The organism is Nocardia sp. NPDC051321, assembly GCF_044455225.1.
GTDB lineage: Bacteria > Actinomycetota > Actinomycetes > Mycobacteriales > Mycobacteriaceae > Nocardia.
Genome location: NZ_JBITEM010000005.1, coordinates 184,142 through 200,986 on the forward strand (window position 1 = coordinate 184,142; position 16,845 = coordinate 200,986).

16 protein-coding genes are annotated in these 16,845 nt (G+C 67.5%); 3 read left to right on the forward strand and 13 right to left on the reverse strand.

The features are described 5' to 3' along the window. Window positions 1-249: 249 nt before the first annotated feature. Entirely contained in the window at window positions 250-1,269 is a 1,020-nt protein-coding gene (locus ACIA8C_RS13080; RefSeq protein ID WP_397134109.1) for a TylF/MycF/NovP-related O-methyltransferase, read from the forward strand. Between the two features lie 69 nt (window positions 1,270-1,338). Here the strand turns inward: ACIA8C_RS13080 and ACIA8C_RS13085 are convergent, their stop codons facing one another. Both ACIA8C_RS13085 and ACIA8C_RS13090 read right to left on the reverse strand, forming a co-directional pair. Continuing rightward, entirely contained in the window at window positions 1,339-3,009 is a 1,671-nt protein-coding gene (locus ACIA8C_RS13085) for an AMP-binding protein (RefSeq protein ID WP_397134111.1), read from the reverse strand. A gap of 39 nt (window positions 3,010-3,048) precedes the next feature. Continuing rightward, on the reverse strand, window positions 3,049-3,864 hold the full coding sequence (locus ACIA8C_RS13090) for a hypothetical protein (protein ID WP_397134113.1): 816 nt from the start codon (window positions 3,862-3,864) through the stop codon (window positions 3,049-3,051). Window positions 3,865-4,254: 390 nt separating this feature from the next. Here ACIA8C_RS13090 and ACIA8C_RS13095 point away from each other — a divergent pair, with 390 nt between their 5' ends. Further along, a complete protein-coding gene (locus ACIA8C_RS13095; RefSeq protein WP_397134115.1) occupies window positions 4,255-5,436 on the forward strand; it encodes an acyl-CoA dehydrogenase family protein in 1,182 nt (393 codons plus the stop codon). 18 nt (window positions 5,437-5,454) lie between these two features. Then, the gene (locus tag ACIA8C_RS13100) at window positions 5,455-6,537 is read left to right on the forward strand and encodes an acyl-CoA dehydrogenase family protein (RefSeq protein WP_397134117.1); all 1,083 of its coding nucleotides are present in this window, start codon (window positions 5,455-5,457) and stop codon (window positions 6,535-6,537) included. A gap of 79 nt (window positions 6,538-6,616) precedes the next feature. On the opposite strand, the gene ACIA8C_RS13105 is transcribed toward ACIA8C_RS13100, so the two are convergent. The 11 genes from ACIA8C_RS13105 to ACIA8C_RS13155 form a co-directional block, all read right to left on the reverse strand. After that, complete coding sequence (locus tag ACIA8C_RS13105) at window positions 6,617-7,567, reverse strand: hypothetical protein (RefSeq protein ID WP_397134119.1); 951 nt, start codon at window positions 7,565-7,567, stop codon at window positions 6,617-6,619. Beyond that, window positions 7,564-8,427 (reverse strand): beta-ketoacyl synthase N-terminal-like domain-containing protein, encoded by an 864-nt coding sequence (locus ACIA8C_RS13110; protein WP_397134121.1) that lies wholly within the window; start codon window positions 8,425-8,427, stop codon window positions 7,564-7,566. The genes ACIA8C_RS13105 and ACIA8C_RS13110 overlap by 4 nt, the downstream gene beginning before the upstream one ends. Beyond that, complete coding sequence (locus ACIA8C_RS13115) at window positions 8,424-9,545, reverse strand: beta-ketoacyl-[acyl-carrier-protein] synthase family protein (RefSeq protein WP_397134123.1); 1,122 nt, start codon at window positions 9,543-9,545, stop codon at window positions 8,424-8,426. The genes ACIA8C_RS13110 and ACIA8C_RS13115 overlap by 4 nt, the downstream gene beginning before the upstream one ends. Before the next feature lie 25 nt (window positions 9,546-9,570). Then, window positions 9,571-11,256 (reverse strand): phytoene desaturase family protein, encoded by a 1,686-nt coding sequence (locus tag ACIA8C_RS13120; RefSeq protein WP_397134124.1) that lies wholly within the window; start codon window positions 11,254-11,256, stop codon window positions 9,571-9,573. Next, window positions 11,243-11,926: a 2-hydroxychromene-2-carboxylate isomerase gene (locus tag ACIA8C_RS13125; protein WP_397134126.1), complete on the reverse strand. Its 684-nt coding sequence runs from the start codon at window positions 11,924-11,926 to the stop codon at window positions 11,243-11,245. Before ACIA8C_RS13125 ends, ACIA8C_RS13120 begins: the two co-directional genes overlap by 14 nt. Then, window positions 11,923-12,672 carry a 3-oxoacyl-[acyl-carrier-protein] reductase gene (gene fabG / locus ACIA8C_RS13130; protein ID WP_397134128.1) on the reverse strand — a complete coding sequence of 250 codons (750 nt, stop codon included), beginning with the start codon at window positions 12,670-12,672 and terminating at the stop codon, window positions 11,923-11,925. Before fabG ends, ACIA8C_RS13125 begins: the two co-directional genes overlap by 4 nt. Next, the gene (locus tag ACIA8C_RS13135) at window positions 12,669-13,817 is read right to left on the reverse strand and encodes a beta-ketoacyl synthase N-terminal-like domain-containing protein (RefSeq protein WP_397134130.1); all 1,149 of its coding nucleotides are present in this window, start codon (window positions 13,815-13,817) and stop codon (window positions 12,669-12,671) included. The genes fabG and ACIA8C_RS13135 overlap by 4 nt, the downstream gene beginning before the upstream one ends. After that, window positions 13,814-15,052 (reverse strand): beta-ketoacyl-[acyl-carrier-protein] synthase family protein, encoded by a 1,239-nt coding sequence (locus tag ACIA8C_RS13140; protein ID WP_397134132.1) that lies wholly within the window; start codon window positions 15,050-15,052, stop codon window positions 13,814-13,816. Before ACIA8C_RS13140 ends, ACIA8C_RS13135 begins: the two co-directional genes overlap by 4 nt. 23 nt (window positions 15,053-15,075) lie before the next feature. After that, a complete protein-coding gene (locus ACIA8C_RS13145; RefSeq protein ID WP_397134134.1) occupies window positions 15,076-15,327 on the reverse strand; it encodes an acyl carrier protein in 252 nt (83 codons plus the stop codon). Window positions 15,328-15,470: 143 nt separating this feature from the next. Next, a complete protein-coding gene (locus ACIA8C_RS13150; protein ID WP_397134136.1) occupies window positions 15,471-16,226 on the reverse strand; it encodes an alpha/beta fold hydrolase in 756 nt (251 codons plus the stop codon). A 258-nt stretch (window positions 16,227-16,484) separates the two neighbouring features. Further along, window positions 16,485-16,655, reverse strand: a complete 171-nt coding sequence (locus ACIA8C_RS13155; protein ID WP_397134138.1) for a hypothetical protein — start codon at window positions 16,653-16,655, stop codon at window positions 16,485-16,487. Window positions 16,656-16,845: the final 190 nt, after the last annotated feature.

A 16,845-nucleotide genomic window follows, 5' to 3' on the forward strand; every position in this document is an offset into this window, starting at 1 on the left:
CTCCTGGCCAAGTTCGAGCTACACGGTCGGGTGAGGTAGCCGTGGGATCACGACGGTAAGCGCGCTACCGCACCGCATCCGCGAGCTGACACCTAGTGGCCACCAGGCCGTCGGCGCGGCCGTGGATCGGCGACATGTTCCTGCGAGGCGGCGGTTCAGCCGGTCCGCGTCGGGTAGATGTCTAGCTTCCCGACTCGCGCGAGCGGCGCACTGCCGCGTGTCGATCGGTCGGCAACGACGGGAGAATCCATGACGACGTACCAAATCAAGCCGGGCACCTTCCTCGCGTGGGGAACGGACGGTATTCGGCTGGGGCACAGCGACAGTCCGCTCGATCTGCAAGCGGTGACGCCGGCGATCACAGATGTGCTCGCCAGATTGTCCGAGCCGGTGACGGCCGAAGAGGTCGTCGCGCAGCTCGCGCTCGACGGCGACGCCGCAGCCACGACCAGGAAGGCGATCGATCACCTGGCGGCCGCCGGGTTGTTGCAGGAGGGCACGGACCGCGACAGGCCCGACGCCTCCCTTCGCGTCGCCGCGATGGAGGTGCCGCGCGCTCTCGAGACCTTCCCGGACATCAGACAGCTCGACCCGGAGTTCGTGCGTCTCTACGAGAGCGTGCAGCACGCCACCCAGACCTCGGTCGCGATGAGTTACGCGTTGCGGATCGCGACGAAGTACATCGTCGACTCCGCTATCCCCGGTGATGTTGTCGAATGCGGGGTCTGGCGCGGCGGCAGCGCGGCCATCGCCACCGCGACCCTGCGCGAGCACGGCGACCTCGCCCGCACGATCTGGCTGTACGACACCTTCAACTGGACCTGGGACACGCCGACGGACGAGGACCAACTGCAGCTTCCCTCCGGTGACATGAAACTCACCGACCTGCTCGCGAGCGTCACCGACAGTGTGCAGGACGAGGGCAGTGACCAGGCGTCGGTCACCGAAACCGTCTGCGGCACCGGATATCCACGCGAGCGGATTCGCTGTGTCGAAGGTTTGGTGCAGAACACGATCCCCGACGACGCGCCGGACCGCATCGCCCTACTGCGGCTGGACACCGACCTGTACGACTCGACACGGCACGAGCTCGAGCACCTCTATCCGCGCCTTTCCGTCGGCGGTGTCCTGATCGTCGACGACTACGGCAAGTACAGCGGCGCCACGAAAGCGGTGGACGAGTACTTCGCGAAGCTGAACGAACCGGTGCTGCTCAATCGCATCGATACGCAGGGCCGGATCTGCGTGAAGACGTCCACGACGGCATGATCGTCATCGGCATCGTGCGGCGCCACGCCGCCCGGTGCCGATGTCGCCCGGCAGCGCGGGCGAGGCCGTTCACCGCGGCGCACGCCCGTAATGCGCGAACTCGGCCATGATCTCGGCGAGCGCGGGACCATCGGCCCGACGGTAGTGGGTCGACCTCGGTTCGCGCAGGTAGATCGGGTCGTCGACCAACCACGCCGCCCGCCGCAACGCGGGCTTGTCTATCTTCCTGGTGGCGGTCACCGGCATCTGTTCGATGATCCGCAAGTAGCGCGGCGCCCATTTGGTGCCGAGATCGGGCTGCTTGCTTAGGAATTCACCGAATGCCTCGGCGTCGAAATCGGCGCCCGCCACCAGTTCGACTGTCGCCATGACCTGGTCGCCGGTGCGGGCATCGGGCACCGGATACACTGCGACCAGCGCCGCGTCCGGAAACCGGGCCAGGATGCGTTCCACCGGCGCCGCGGAGAAGTTCTCGCTGTCGACCCGAATGCGGTCGCCGGAGCGCCCCGCGAAGTAGAAGTAGCCCGCTTCGTCGCGATATCCGAGATCACCACTGCGAAATACCGTGCCGCTCAAGCGCTCCCGTGTGGCGGCGGCGTTGTTGTAGTAGCCCTCGAAGAGCGTTGCACCCGTGGTATTGACGATCTCGCCGATCGCCTCCGCCGCGTTGCACAATCGTCCGTTGCTATCGAATCGTGCTCGAGGGCATCGTCTTCCGGCTTCGTCGTGGATCTCGATGTTCATGAATTCGGGTGCGCGCCCCAGTGAGTTCGGCGGGGCGTCCTTGCTCATCCTGATGACGATGGCGCCCTCGCTGGAGCCGTAGCTTTCGACCGGCCGTACGCCGAACCGGCGCTCGAATTCGGCCCGGTCCCGTGGCGCCGCCTCGGTACCGAACACCAGACGCAGCCGGGTGTCCGACTCGAGCGGCGATTCGGGCGCGGACAGCAGATAGGCCAGCGATCGTCCGACGTAGTTGAAGTAGGTGACACCGAAGCGGCGGATATCGGGCAGGAAGCCGGACACCGAGAACTTGCGCCGCATGGTGAAGGTCGCGCCGGTGCGGACCGACGGCGCCCAGCAGGCCATGATCGCGTTGCCATGGAACAGCGGCATCGCGTTGTAGGTGACGTCGTCACGGGTGATCCCGAACGGGTTGGCCGTGGCAAGCGCGGCAAGCCTGCCGGTCGAGCAGATCACCGCCTTCGGCGCGGCCGTCGAACCCGAGGTGAACGTCAGTAGTAGTCGAGTGGCCGGGTCCTGCGCGGACGGCGACACCGGAACCGCCCGTTCGCGCGCCGCGACGATGCGAGCGGCCCATGCCGCGCCGCCGACGATCATGATCCGGTCCGGGTCGACTCCCGTGTCCAGCCCGGCGAGCAGCGGTAGCTGTGCCGCGTCGGTGATGATCAGATCGCAGTCCGTGGCACGGATATCGGCCGCGAGCGCCGCGCCGCGCCGGGTCGGATTGATACCGATCAGCGTGGCACCGGATAGCGCGGCCGCACCGATCAGGAAGATGTACTCCGGCTCGTTCTCCAACAGGACTCCGACATGCAACTCCCGGCCGGGTTGCCGCAGGTCGGCCAAAACCGCCGCGCGAGCGAAGCTTTCGCGCACCACCTGGCGCCACGTCCACCGCGAGTCCTCGAATAGCAACCCGGGATGGTCATCGTCGGCTCGTGCGAGCAGCAGATCGGCGAACACCTTCGGTCGCTGCGTGACGGCACTGTCGGACATGGCGAAACCTCTCTCGCGCACGGGCTCGATCGGGAGAACTCACGGCGGGGACATCGGCTCACCCGAGGACTCGAGCAAGCCGAGTTCCGCAGCGCGAGCACCGATTTGGAAGCGGGTGGTGACACCGAGGCGGACCATCATGTCGGCGACGTAGCGCCGGTAGGTTCGCAGCGAAACCGAGAGCCGCCGGGCGGCAACCTCATCCTTGAGGCCGTGATTGAGGCTTTGCAGCACGGCGAGCGTCGTCTCGTCGAACTCGGTCAGCCGGAACCCGAGGTGCACCGACAACTCGCAGGACGATTCCCAGAGGATGCGCGCGAACTGGTGAATCACCCTCAGCAGCACCGGATCTCGAATCACGAATCCGTGCGGACGCTGCTCGCTGGTGCCGCCCCAGACCGCCGCGATCTGCTTGTCGATGATGGCCATGTTGTAGAAGTCCGCGTCGACCACCCTGGTCTGCGCGTGGATCTGGGGATGTTCCAGCAACAACGCCGGATCACGCGTCTCCACGTAGTGCCGCGAATACAGCAGCCGGACCTGCCTGCCCGACGCGAGCAGATCGGCGACCAGTATCCGACTTGCCTCGTAGTGCGGCTGCATGCGCAGCGGACTCGACACCACCAGCATCGCCTCCTTGCGCACCCGCTGGAGCAATTGCTGCAGCTCCTGTTCCCACCCCTCGCCCGGCCGCAGGTAGATGATGCTGTCCGCGCCCCGGGTACTGCGACACTCGTCGATCGCCTGATCTATCAGCCGACGCGATTCCGCGAGCAGCGCACCGACATCGGTGCTGCTGTCCCCCGAATATCCGAGCCCCCCACCCCGCACGGTCTCCGTTATGTCTCGGTTCATGCCTGGCCCTCCCCTGCGCATGTCTCGTCATCGAAAGACTGCATGCCCCAACCCATCCCGGTAGACCCGAGCCTCGCGATCGACCTCGCGCTCAGCCGATGGGCCCGGCACCGCACTGTCGCGACGGCAGATTCCTGCCTCGCTACAAGTCTTTCCCAGCCTATGGAACAAGTTCTAACATGGCAAGGAAGGCTGGACTTGCCCGCCGACCAACAACCTCGGCGCTGCACCGAACGCGCAAGGATCTATGCCAGGTAGTCGGCCGACATGATGCGGCAGGCTGGCATTTTGCTGCCAATTCGACGACATTTTCCTGCGGCATCACCACCTTCACACCTATAGGAACGTGTTCTAGTTCTACTACTGAGATACCGGAACCAAGGGATCACGATGCATATCGATTTCACCGAAGAGCAGCAGCAGTTACGCAAGCAGCTACGTGCCTTTTTCGCCGACCTCATGACACCGGACATCCAGGCGGCGCTGGCCGGACCCGGTGGCGAGTACGGCGCGCCGGAGGCCTACAAACAAGTCGTACGCACCCTCGGCAGCAGCGGATGGCTGACCCTCGGCTGGCCGGAGGAGTTCGGCGGCCAGGACCGGCCCGCCATGGACCAGCTGATCTTCAACGACGAGGCCGCCGCCGCGGGCGTCCCGTTCCCGTTCCTCACGGTGAACACCGTCGCACCGACAATCATGCGATTCGGCACCCCGGAACAGAAGGCGTTCTTCCTGCCCCGGATCGCCAAGGGCGAATTGCACTTCTCCATCGGCTATTCCGAGCCGGAGGCGGGTACCGACCTGGCGGCGCTGCGCACACGCGCGGTACGCGACGGCGACAACTACGTCATCAACGGCGAGAAGGCGTGGACAAGCCTCATCGAATACGCCGATTACATCTGGCTCGCCGCCCGCACCGACCCGGACGCGACCAGGCATCGCGGCCTATCCATCCTGATCATGCCCACCACGGCGGATGGCTTCTCCTGGAGCAAGATTCACACCATGGCCGGGCCCGGCACCAGCGCGACGTACTACTCCGACGTCCGGGTGCCCGCGTCGAGCGTCGTCGGCGAATTACACGCGGGCTGGTCGCTGATCACCAACCAGCTCAACCACGAGCGGGTCGCGCTGACCTCCGCCGCGCCGCTGCAGGAATCGCTGCGTCAGGTACGGGAATGGGCCGAGCAGACCACCCGCGCCGACGGCTCACTGGTGATCGATGCCGAGTGGGTACGGCTGCACCTGGCCCGCGTCCATGCCCACATCGAGTACTTGAAGCTGCGCAATTGGCGCATCGCCTGGGCGGCCGATACCGGTGAACTCGGGCCGGCGGACGCCTCGGCCACCAAGGTGTTCGGCACCGAATTGGCAACGCAGGCTTACCGATTGCTGATGGAGGTGCTCGGTGCGTCGGCGGTCGTGCGCACGGACTCGCCCGCCGCGATACTGCGCGGGCGGATCGAACGGCTGCACCGGTCGTCGCTGATCCTGACCTTCGGCGGCGGCACCAATGAGGTCCAGCGCGACATCATCGCCAAGACCGCCCTCGGCCTGCCCGTCACCCGCTGATCTTCCCGGAGGAATTCCATGGACTTCACGTTCACCGAGGCTCAGGACGACCTGTCCGGGCTTACCCGTGACCTGCTCGCCGACTGGACCGGCAAGAACACTCCGGACGGCACCGGTTTCGACCGGTCGCTGTGGTCGTCGCTGGCGCGCGCCGGACTGCTCGAGGCCGCCCTGCCCGCGCCGATCGGCGGCGGGTTCGGGTTGCTGGAGCAGTGCAGTGTGCTCATCGAGATCGGCCGCACGGTGGCGCCCACCCCGTATCTGACCAGTGTCGCCGTCGCGGCCTCGGCCATCGCCGCGTTCGGCGACGACGCGCAGCGGCAGCGCTGGGCGGCACCGGTCGCCCAGGGCGATCTGACCTTCGCGGTCGCCCTGGCGACCGAGGACGACCGGTTCACCGCGACACCGGCCCCGACCGGTTGGCAGGTCAGCGGCTCGCACAGTGCCGTTCCCGGAGGTGCTTTCGCGGACGCGTTCCTGATCGAGGCACACACCGCCGACGGGCCGCTACTGTTTGTGCTCGACCGCGACACCCCCGGCCTTCGCAGCACCGAACAGCAGGTGGTCGACGGCGCCGACGCCGCGCTGGTCGAGTTGGACGCGGTATCGGTGGATGTCGCGAACGTGCTCGGCGCCCCGGGCGACGGCGGTGCCGGGTGGGCGCGCCGCCGGGCGACCGTGGCCGCGTGCGCCTATCAGCTCGGCGTTGTCGAGCGCGCGCTCGAGCTCACGGCTGAATATGCGCTCACCCGAAAGCAATTCGACAAACCCATCGGCTCGTTCCAAGCCGTGCGGCAGCGACTGGCAGACGCCTACCTCGATGTCGACGCGGTCCGGCTGACCCTCTGGCATGCGGCCTGGCGCGAATCACAGGGACTGCCCGCCGAGGCCGACGTCGCCACCGCCAAGTTCTGGGCCGCCGAGGCGGGCCACCGGGTGGCGCACACGATGGTGCATGTGCACGCCAGCATCGGCATCTTCCTGGAGTACCCGGTGCATCGCTACTTCCTTGCGGCCAAGCGCACCGAGTTCCTGTTCGGTGCGGCCACCGAACAGCTGCGGGCGTTGGCGGATGCCCTCTCGGCGGGCGCGCGGACGTAATGGCTGGTGCGTTTCCGGTGGCACAGGCACGTGCCACCGGAAACGGTTCGGGCGGAACGGAGTTACGCTGCCCGGGCCATCAGGGAGCTGTAAGCGCTTGGCACAGGCGGTCATCCAGAGTGCTGAGTCCCCAGCTGCCCCGATCCTCGAGCATGGCGTACCCGTGCGTGATCGCTCCGACGGCGACGTTCACCAGCTGTCCGTCGCGCTCTACGTAGCATTCCATCCCCGCGGTGAAGGTCAGGTTCTTGAACACCTGGTCCACGACGAGCACGGTGTGCAATTCCTCCTCCATGTACACCTCGTCGAGCATGCTGATCCGCGAGCGCGGCACCACCGGGATGAGCTGTTTGTCGTCGAGCAGCGTCCGGATGGACACCCCGCGGTCGGCGAGCAACCGATCGACCACCTCCTCCATCACCCGCAGGTAGCCCGACATCTGGAGCCGCTCGGTGAAGTGGCAGTAGAAGTACGGGATCCGCAGCTTCCAGGCGAACGCGTTGCGCCCCTGCGCGATTCGCGCGAGGTCGGTGGGCACGCCCGCGTCGGGCGCGGCGCCGAACCCGATCGCAGGAGCGGATCGCCGGATCCGAGGGACGACCGCGGATGCCAATTCCGGCGCCACCGCCGCACGCGGCGTCGCCCATCGCGAGTCCTCCCGCAACGCCACCGATACCCGCGATCTGGCCAGCTTGATCTGCTCGCCCTGCCGATCGCCCACGATGCCGATCTCGAACACGTGCTCACCGTCGCGCGGCGACGCGACCGGGGAGACACTCAGTCGAACCGTCTCGTCCAGGTTGAACACGTGAATGATCCGGGTGTCGATGTCGACGATCTCCCAGCACAGGCCGTTGTCGACGTAGAGGCCGCGGGCATCGTGGCCGATGGCGCAAAAGTGCCTCAGCACGGCCTCTTCGATCAGGTAGTTCACGTGTTTGAACCCGATCCATGGGCCGATATTGGCGCCCTCGTAGCCCGGGCGCAGCTCGACATCGGTGACCGGGGTGACGACTGAGGTCATTGTCATTCTCCAACTCTGCTAATGGAATTCGAAGTGATCAGGCACGCGGTGAGTGGCTCGCCGACACCTCCGGTGGTGAGCAGCGAGGTGCCGTCGGTGCAGGCCGCACAGGCCGCCTGCACAACCCCGAGCGCGCCCGAGGCCGCGCCGAGCCGGTCGGCGAGGTCGACCACCGCCGCCGCGGAAGCCAGTTCGGCGAGGTCCGGTGTCGGACCGAAATCCGGTGTGTACCAATGGTCTATCGCCTGGCTGTGCAGCAGGCCCGGTATCTCCGCGCCGCGAACGCACCCGCCGAACACCGCTCGCGGCCGCGCTGCCGACGCGTCCGCCCGCTCGACGATCACGCAGGCGGCCCCGTGGAAACGCCCGGAAGACGCTCGGGCACCGGCGAATCGGCGGACCATCGGGTTGTCCACCTCCACGCCGACAACGAGCACGCGCGCCGCCCGGCGCGACTCGATCAGGACGCTCGCCCAGTCCATCGCGTCCAGCCCGGAGCTCGCCCCGCTGCACAGCATGAGGTTCGGGCCGAACAGCCCGAATCGAATGGCAATGGACGAGGCGACCACGTTGCTCGACGCGTTCGGCAGATCCATCGGGCCGCGTTCGCCCGCTTCGATCCCATTGCCGACGACCCGGCACACGGTGTCGACGTTTCCGAAGTTGGAGCTGACGACGACCGCGGTCACGGCATCGGCGCAATCATCTATTCCCATGTCGCGCAACGCCGCCTGCGCGGCGGCCATGCCGAGCCGGGTCGCCTCGTCCTTGTAGCGCAGGCCACGCGCGCCGAGGATGGCGGCCGGATCCTCGTCCGGAAAGCCCGCACCGACAATCGCGGCGCCGACGAGCACGGTCTCGGTCATGAGGCACCCTCCACGATCGCCACCGCGTTGACGCCGCCGAAGCCGAAGGAGTTCACCTGGGCAACGCCGAGGACCGCCAGCTCGGTGGGCTCGGTCGCCAGCCGCAGCGTGCGCGCCTCATGGATCGGGGTGACAAGGTCTGGGATCGGCGGCACCCGGCCGGTGCGCAGGGACGCGACGGCGGCGACCAGGCTGAGCATCCCGGAGCTGCCTGAGGTGTGCCCTGTCATCGCCTTGATCGCGGTCACCAGCGGTCGCGCCGCGCCGAAGACATCAGTCAGCGCCGTCGCCTCGGCGGCGTCGTTGAGCGCCGTACCGGTTCCGTGCGCCAGCACGAGATCCACGTCGGTGGGCCGCACTCCCGCGCGCCGGTGCGCGTCGTGCATGGCCGCGACGATGCCGACCGGGTCGGGCGCCGTCACATGGCCTGCGTCGCAACTGATTCCGACGCCGCGCAGCCGCGCCAAGGCAGGCCCGTCGCGCCGCAGCACAATGGCTGCGGCGCCGTCGCCCATGAGCACGCCTTTGTGCCGTGCGTCGAACGGGCGCAATGCCGTCATCCGAGGCTGCACCACGTCGAGTGCGGCGAACATGCTCACCGCGATGGTGTCGACGCCGGCGACCACGACGGTGTCGGCCCGGCCGAGCGTCAGCAGGTCATCGGCCATACCGAGCGCATGGAGCGAGGCCGCGCAGGCATTGGCCACGGTGTGCACCTCGGCGCAGCCGAATCGCTCGCGCAGCGCGGGCCCGAAATCCAGGTCCGGTGCGCCGCCCTCGTGACCCGCCTGCCACGCCAGCTCGACCGAGCGCAGTTCGCGCAGACCGGTTCCGACAATGACCGGAATGCCGGTCAGGTCATCGCCGAGTCCGGCCTGCGCGGCGGCTTCGGCGATGGTCTCGATCAGCCATCGGGTCGCGTAGGCCGGGCGGTCCGGTGCCTGATTGGCCATCGGATATCCGTGCTGGGTGCGGTATTCGCGGGTATCGAAGCGACGGAGTTCCGCGACGCCGGACTGCCCGGCGCACAGCGCGTCGAAGACCGTTGCCGCGGTGTCGCCGATCGCGGCGACGGCGCCGACTCCAGCTATCGCGCGGCCCATTTCATTCTGATTCATAAACTCTCACAGGGTGATTCACGGCTCACGACACAGCATGCTTTGGTCGCACCAGTGGCACTTTCGGCAATCCAGGGGCGCCGCGGCGCTGCTCGCCGCGCGAGACCGCGAGCGGATCCCAGTCCGTTGTTCGGTGCGGCAGCCGCGCCGGATCCGCGAGCACCGTCCCCGCATAGACGTCGCGCAGCAGTTCGCGACCGAGAATTTCTCCGGCACAGCAAATTCCGCTGACGGCCGCGCCGGTAACTCCGCTGCCATAGCGGGTGCTCTGCCCGACAACATGCAGTCCCGTAACCGGCGTGGCGGTGTCGGGTCGCCGCGCGATCCCGCCCCAATCGGCCAGGCCATAGGGTGTCCCATCGGTCGAGCGGGTGTAGCGCTGATGACTGGACGGAGTCGCGACCTCGAGGTGCACGATATCGCCGCCGAGCGGTCCGACGGCTCGCTCAGCAGCGGCCAACAACGCGTTGGTGAGCCTGCGCTTGCGCGACCGGTACCGCGGGTCACGCCGGTAACGACCGTCGCTGTTCCACTGCGGCGGCCCGGCCGCGCACGGCGCCATCACCTGGACGCTGCCCTGGCCGGGCGGACAAGCCCATGGCCGCCGGGCCGGTCGGGCGGAAGCGCACGACACGAAGACGAACGGCAGCCGCTCATCGCCCGCGGCGAACCGGCGATAGGCGCCTTCGATGTCCTCGTGGTCGAAGCACCACAGATTGGCCGAACCGATGCCGGGAGGCTGGGTTGATAAACCGAGGTACAGGATCGCCCACGCGTGCCGCATGACCGCGGCGCGCGTTCGCTCGACCACCTCGACGGGGAAACCGTCGGTGTCGCTGCACAATTCGAGCACAGTGCGACGAAAGTCCGCATTGGACACCACCGTCGACGCGTGAATGCGCTCGTCGTCGTCGAGCGTCACCCCGGAGACCACACCGCCGTCGGTGTGAACGGTGCGAACGCACGCCCGCGTACGCACCTGTCCGCCGTGCGCCTCCACCAGCTCGACCAGCGCGGCAACCAGGGTCTGCCCGCCGCCGTCCAAGTGGTACGCGCCGCGCAGATAGTGATCCAGCACGCTGGCGTGGGTCGCGACGGTGACGCCATCGGGGCTCGCTCCGTAGTTGCCCGCCTGTGCCGCAAGCACCGTCCTGGCCAGCGGCGAGAGCCGGTGCGCAGCGAACAACTGCGTGAGCGGTCGTCGGCTCCAAACGAGCGCGCCGGGGTGGTCCCGGGTCAGCTGCGCGACCTCGCCGGGCGACAGCAGCGTGGCGCGCATGATCTCGCCGATCGCCTCGAACACCGCGATACAGGCGGTGATCCCGGTCCGCTCGGCAGGCAGCGCCGAGCACAAACGATCCCGGTACGCCGCCCAGCCCACCGGCACGTCGATGGTCCTGCTCGGCAACACGATCCGATCGAATCCCTGAAAATCCATGGGGAGCAGCCGGATTCGATCGCCCAACGCCAAACCATTCAGGATCGCGGGCAGCATCCCCTCGGGCCCGCAATCGCCGAGATAGTGCACGCCGACATCGAATTCGTAGGCACGGCGACGTCGGAAGACATGCGCGTTCCCGCCCGCGACATCGTGCTGCTCCAACACCAGGACGCGCTGTCCGGCGGCCGCGAGATACCCGGCGCAGACCAGGCCTCCGATGCCCGCGCCGACCACGATGGTGTCCCAGTCGGGCGGTTCAGCCACAGCCACCGGCGTGCCCCATATCGCTGCCGACCGGGAGCGGTACGGCGCGGGCGGCCGGTTCGGCGACCGGCGCACCGAGCCACGACGCGAAGTCGTCCAGCCGCTCGACACCCCAGAACCGATTGACGCCGCGTACGAAGAACGGCACCCCGAACACGCTGTCCCGATAGGCCGTCAACAGCATCTCGACGGCCGCGGCGCGCACCTCGGGATCGGATGCCGCCCGCGCCAGCTCCGCACCGTCGAGTCCCAGGTCGGTGCCGACCGCCTCGACCGTGCCGGGATCGCAGATATCGCGTCCCTCGTGCCAGCGGGCGCGGGTCAGCGCCACCGCGAGTTCGGGCATCCTGCCGACCCTGGCCGCGGCGACACAGGCCAGATGCGGCACCTCCCACCAGGGATTGCGGTCGACCGGCCAGCGCACCGTCAGGCCGCGGGCGGCCGCAGCCCGCCGCGCGTCCTGCAGGATGTACAGGTGCTTCTCGCGCGACATCGGCGCGTAGCAGTAGCCGCCGCCCGCCTGCTCCAACTCGGCGAGCATGGCGCCGTCCGGATCCCAGAACGGCAGCCAGGTCAGGGTTTCGGCCAGCTCGCGATGCCGGGCGAGCAGATCCTCGACGGCAAGCCAGGAGTACGGGCTGCGCAGCGAGAAATAGAACCTCGGTTCGGTTTTCACAATGACATTCCCCCGTCGATCTGGAAGACGCCCGCGGTGACGTATGCCGACCGCGGCGATGCCAGGAAACTCACCAGGTCGGCGACCTCGTCGGCGGTTCCCCAGCGCCCGAGCGGAATTCGCGCCAAGGCGGCACCGCGCAGCTCCGCGTCCAGAGCGGCCGTCATGTCGGTCTCGATGAAGCCGGGCGCGACGACGTTGGCCCGCACGCCGAAACGGCCGACCTCCTTCGCCAGCGCCTTGGTCATGCCGATGATGCCCGCCTTGGCCGCGGAGTAGTTGGACTGCCCGACGTTTCCGTGGATACCGGAAATCGAGGAGATGTTGATGATGCTGCCCGAGCGTCGCTTCAGCATCGGGAACAGCGCTGCCCGGCACACCGTGAACGTCCCCGTCAGGTTCGTGTCTATGACTGTGCGCCAATCCTTCTCGGCCATTCGCAGCATCGGGCTGTCCCGCACGATGCCTGCCGAGGTGACCAGTGTGCTGATCGGCCCGAGTTGGCGCTCGGTGGCGTCGACCCAGGCGTGCACCGCGTCGGCCTCGGAGACGTCGACCCGCGTGCCGACCGCGACCGCACCGGCGGCCTCGGCTTGCTCGACACACGATTCGGCCGCATCCGGACGCGAGTGGTAGCAGAACGCGATGTCGTAGCCGTCGGCCGCCAAGCGAGCCACCACCGCGCGGCCGATGCCGCGCGACCCGCCGCTCACCAGCGCGACCGGGCGCGGCTCGGTGCCGCTCATCGCTTTGCCCCAGTCGGCCCGTAGTGACGAATCAGGACACATCCGACAACACCGTCCAGGTCTACCGAGGTCATCAGCGAATACGGCTGGCTTACAGCCGGATTCGCGTCCAGCAGCGCGGCGAGCTGGAACCCGCCGGTGGCCGCTCCGGCGTCGCCGACCAGATCGGCGATGCTGCGAATCGCTGTCCGCGGCAGGACATCACGCACCGCCGCCACCTCGCCCGCGGAAAACCCGGCCCATGGGTCGGTGGTCGCGGTACCGCTCACCATTGCCACGGCGACCTCGTCCGCCTCGATCCCGGCGGACTCGAGCATGGAGCGCAACAACCGCGAAAGCACCTCGCGCACCGGCGCACCGGCGCTCCAGACTCCTTGCCGCACACGCACGAGTTCGGCCACCGCGCCGCGACCGGCCGACCGCGCGGAGGCGGCCGATTCCAGCGCGAACACCGCGCAGCCCTCACCGAGCGGGCGATCCGTGTCGTCCGCGCCAAGGTATTCCACCCAGGCCCGATGCGGCGAGAACTCCTCGGCCATGCCGCACAACACCATTTGTGCGCGGTCGCGCTGGAACAGCCGCGCGGCATATTGCAGCACTGCGACACCTGCGGCCCGCCCGCCCGCGATAGTGGTGTTCGGTCCGCGCAGGCCGTGCCAGATGGCGCACTGCCCGGCCGCACGGTTCATCACCGCGTTCGGGAATCGGGCCGGATCGACCTGAAAAGGCCTGTCCTGGATGAAGGAGTCCTTGACAAACTCCATCATGCTGCGCAGGCTGCCGGTCGTCGTACCGAGGACGAGGGCGGTGTCCGCGCCGTCGTTGGCGGGCGCGGGCAACTCGTCGAGTACCTGTCCGACCGTCTTGACCGCTAGGCCGGTGAGCCGATCCATGGCGCGAGTCCCGTTGCTGCCCAGCGCCTCTCGCACCTCGAAGTCACGCACCAGGCCGACCCGCGTGATCGGTGACCGGTCCGGACCGGGATCCGCGGCCCGCAGAGCGGACGCCCCCGATCGGATGCCGCGTTCGAAGTCCGCCCGGCCACCGCCGAATGGTGACAGCACGGACCAGCCGGAGAACACCAGCGTCATCGGATTCGTCGATTCCTTCCTCGGCGCGCGCCGGTGCGTCCCGCCCGCCGTCATGACCGCTCCCGATATCGGCTCAGCATCAGCACGGCGTTGTTGCCGCCGAAGGCAAGGCCGTTGTTCTGCACGGTCCGGAGATCGGCCGCACGAGCCCGATTCGGCACCACGTCGAGTCCGCACTCGGGATCGGTGCGGCGATGGTTGACGGTCGGCGGTATGAACCCGTGCGTGATGGCAAGGGCGCAGGCGATCGCGGCCAGCGCGCTCGCGGCACCCATGGTGTGGCCGATCATCGATTTGATCGAGGTGGTCGGCGGCGGTCGCTCGCCGAAAACGGCTCGGATCGCGCCCGCCTCGGTGATGTCGTTGGCCTTGGTTCCGGTGCCGTGCGCGGAGATGAAGTCGACCTCCTGCGGCTTGACACCGGCATCCTCGTGCGCCAGTCGCATGCACCGGCCGAAGCTGTCGAGATCCGGTGCGACGGGATGCTTTCCGTCGCAGTTGATGCCGTACCCGAGTATTTCCGCGTAAATGTGCGCGCCGCGGGCCAGCGCGGAGTCGAGCTCCTCGAGCAGCAGCATGCCGCCGCCCTCGCCGGTGAGGATGCCGTCGCGGTCCGCGTCGAACGGGCGGCATCGCCCCGCGGCGATGGTGCCAACCCGATAGAAACCGGAGAACGTCTTGCGGCAGACCGCGTCTGCCCCGCCGACCAGCGCGAAATCGACATCGCCACTGCGCACCGCGTCCGCGCCGTACCCGATCGCGTAGTTGCCCGCGGCGCATGCCGTTGGGATGGTGACGGCCTCGACATCGGTGAGCGCCAGTTCCCTGGCGATCACGGCCGACAGACGGCTCACCGGTATGCGCCGGGCCTGCACGGAATCCATTGCCTCGGGCGCGTTTTCGATCCAGGTCTGCATCAGCTGATCCAGATCACGGGATTCGCCGTCGGTTGTCCCGACGGCGACGAGCCCGTGCCGATTGCGCAGCCGGTCCTCGGACAGACCCGCGTCGGCCAGGGCCAGCCGTGCCGCGGCCACCGCGAACTGCGTTGCCCGGCCGAGTTCCTCGGCGCGGTGCACGGTGAGCCACTGTGCCGGAACGAAATCCGGCACCTCACAACCGGTGGTATTCGGGTATCCGGTGGTGTCGAACGCCGAGATCGGCGCCGCGCCTTGCCTACCCGCCCGCAGCGCGTCCAGGAATTGACCGGCACCGGTGCCGATGCTTGTGACCGCACCGAGCCCGGTGATGACAACCCTGCGCTCCGGTCGGCGATCGGTGCTGGTCATGCTCGTCCGCTCGCTCGCCCGGATCAGGCGGGCATCGCATCGGCGAGGACGGCGTACACGCCGTCGAGGTTCACCATGCGGTCGAGTTCGGACTGATCGATGGTGACCTTGAAGGTGCGCTCCAGCTGCGCCAGGATCTCGATGGCAAGCAGCGAGTCCGCGCCGTGGTTTTCCTTGAACAGGCTGCTGTCGGTGACCTGGTCCGGTTCCAATTCGAGGATGGCACAGACAGTTTCTTTGATCCGGTCTTTATCGGCGGTAGCGAGAACAGGCATTCGGCCATTTCCTTTCATAACCACGAACAATCGAGGAACTCGATTGCGGTGAATTCAATATATCGTCGGCTGCTGATAGAGCGAGGCCATGGAAGCCAACTGTGCATCAAGCTGCCAGCGCGATTGCAACTTGTTGCCGTGACTCAACTTTCGCATTCGAACGCTTGCTGAGGCTCACGCAACTCGAACCAAGCATGCACAAAGCGGTCGACGGTTTCGGTGAACTGTTCCACTCGATCGACCATTGGGAAATGCGCACAATCCGGAAACACCACACTTTGCGCATCTGGCAATTTCCGGGTCAGGTGTTCGATGTCGGAGACCGGGGCTATACGGTCGGCTCCGCCCGCCACCACGAGCACCGGAATCGTCAGTCGGCCGAGCTCGAGCAGCGCACTGCGCAGGCCGTACTCGTAGGTCCGCAACCACGGCAGCGGACCGATCAGGTCGCGCAGCCGCAGTGCCAGGTCGCGCCTGGTGTCCGCGCTGATGCGCCCACCAGCGCGGTTCGCGATGCCCGCGGCGAGCAGCCGAGGGAACTCCTCGACCTTCCTGCCGATCTCCGACCAGTCGAACGGCTGCGGGCACGCCAGCGGAGTCACCAGGACCACCGCGCCCACTCGAACCTCCGCGCTCGACGACAGCAGTTCCAGCAGTGCGCTCGCGCCGAACGAATGCGCGACGACGACATCGATATCCGGCAAACTCGCCGATCGCCGCGGCAGTGAATCCAGCACAGTAGCGATTACGCCCGGAATATCGGTTCGTAGCGCCCAATTCGGGTCGCCCGTCACCGACCACGGTAATTCCACATCCCAGATCTCCGACCGTTCGGCAGCACGGGCGACGAATCCATCCCAGATGGCGGGCGATCCCGCCATTCCATGCAAAAGCAGCATGCGCACGGGATGTTCGCCGACACTCGCCCTGCGAAGCCGTGCGACAGGAATCATCGTGAATTCGCGGAGCCTGGCGTCGTACTGAACCCCGCAGTCTTCAACGGCATTGCGTGCACCTCCCCGGATACGCCGTGTACGCGTGATACGCGATGTCGCCAATCTAGAGCGATGATCGGCTCGCTATCCACCATTGGCATCTAGTGGCCAGCAGGCGGACCCGAATTGGGCGCGGACGGCAGCGGACTGCCATGCACGGCGTCAGCGAGTGACGAGCTCGCGGATGGCTCGGGTGACGGTGGCCGGGGATTCCTCGGCCATGAAGTGCCCGCAGTCGACGGTGCTGTTTGTGAGTTCGGAAGACCAAGCGCGCCAGAGCGATTCGGCGTCGAAGCCGAGCGCCGCGCCCCAATCCTGTTGCAGGACTGTCACCGGCATCCACTGGGCCAACCACTCAGCGGCTGGCCACCCACCGGTCAAAAAGCGCGGGTCGCGGCATGTGCGGCGGCCGCGAGGCCGAGCTATGATCACGGGGTCGCGAAAAGCGATGTTCCGTGGTTGCTCCGCAGGACATCGTTCGTACATCGATCCAGATGGTTCTGATCGTTGAGCGTCTCCTTGC

What these genes read in the sequence shown, in the direction of transcription:
- ACIA8C_RS13080 (WP_397134109.1), top strand. Translation starts at nt 250, where the DNA reads ATGACGACGTACCAAATCAAGCCGGGCACCTTCCTCGCGTGGGGAACG.
- ACIA8C_RS13100 (WP_397134117.1), top strand. Translation starts at nt 5,455, where the DNA reads ATGGACTTCACGTTCACCGAGGCTCAGGACGACCTGTCCGGGCTTACC.
- ACIA8C_RS13150 (WP_397134136.1), bottom strand. Translation starts at nt 16,226, where the DNA reads ATGCTGCTTTTGCATGGAATGGCGGGATCGCCCGCCATCTGGGATGGA.
- ACIA8C_RS13085 (WP_397134111.1), bottom strand. Translation starts at nt 3,009, where the DNA reads ATGTCCGACAGTGCCGTCACGCAGCGACCGAAGGTGTTCGCCGATCTG.
- fabG (WP_397134128.1), bottom strand. Translation starts at nt 12,672, where the DNA reads ATGAGCGGCACCGAGCCGCGCCCGGTCGCGCTGGTGAGCGGCGGGTCG.
- ACIA8C_RS13115 (WP_397134123.1), bottom strand. Translation starts at nt 9,545, where the DNA reads ATGAATCAGAATGAAATGGGCCGCGCGATAGCTGGAGTCGGCGCCGTC.
- ACIA8C_RS13140 (WP_397134132.1), bottom strand. Translation starts at nt 15,052, where the DNA reads ATGACCAGCACCGATCGCCGACCGGAGCGCAGGGTTGTCATCACCGGG.
- ACIA8C_RS13110 (WP_397134121.1), bottom strand. Translation starts at nt 8,427, where the DNA reads ATGACCGAGACCGTGCTCGTCGGCGCCGCGATTGTCGGTGCGGGCTTT.
- ACIA8C_RS13135 (WP_397134130.1), bottom strand. Translation starts at nt 13,817, where the DNA reads ATGACGGCGGGCGGGACGCACCGGCGCGCGCCGAGGAAGGAATCGACG.
- ACIA8C_RS13145 (WP_397134134.1), bottom strand. Translation starts at nt 15,327, where the DNA reads ATGCCTGTTCTCGCTACCGCCGATAAAGACCGGATCAAAGAAACTGTC.
- ACIA8C_RS13105 (WP_397134119.1), bottom strand. Translation starts at nt 7,567, where the DNA reads ATGACAATGACCTCAGTCGTCACCCCGGTCACCGATGTCGAGCTGCGC.
- ACIA8C_RS13095 (WP_397134115.1), top strand. Translation starts at nt 4,255, where the DNA reads ATGCATATCGATTTCACCGAAGAGCAGCAGCAGTTACGCAAGCAGCTA.
- ACIA8C_RS13090 (WP_397134113.1), bottom strand. Translation starts at nt 3,864, where the DNA reads ATGAACCGAGACATAACGGAGACCGTGCGGGGTGGGGGGCTCGGATAT.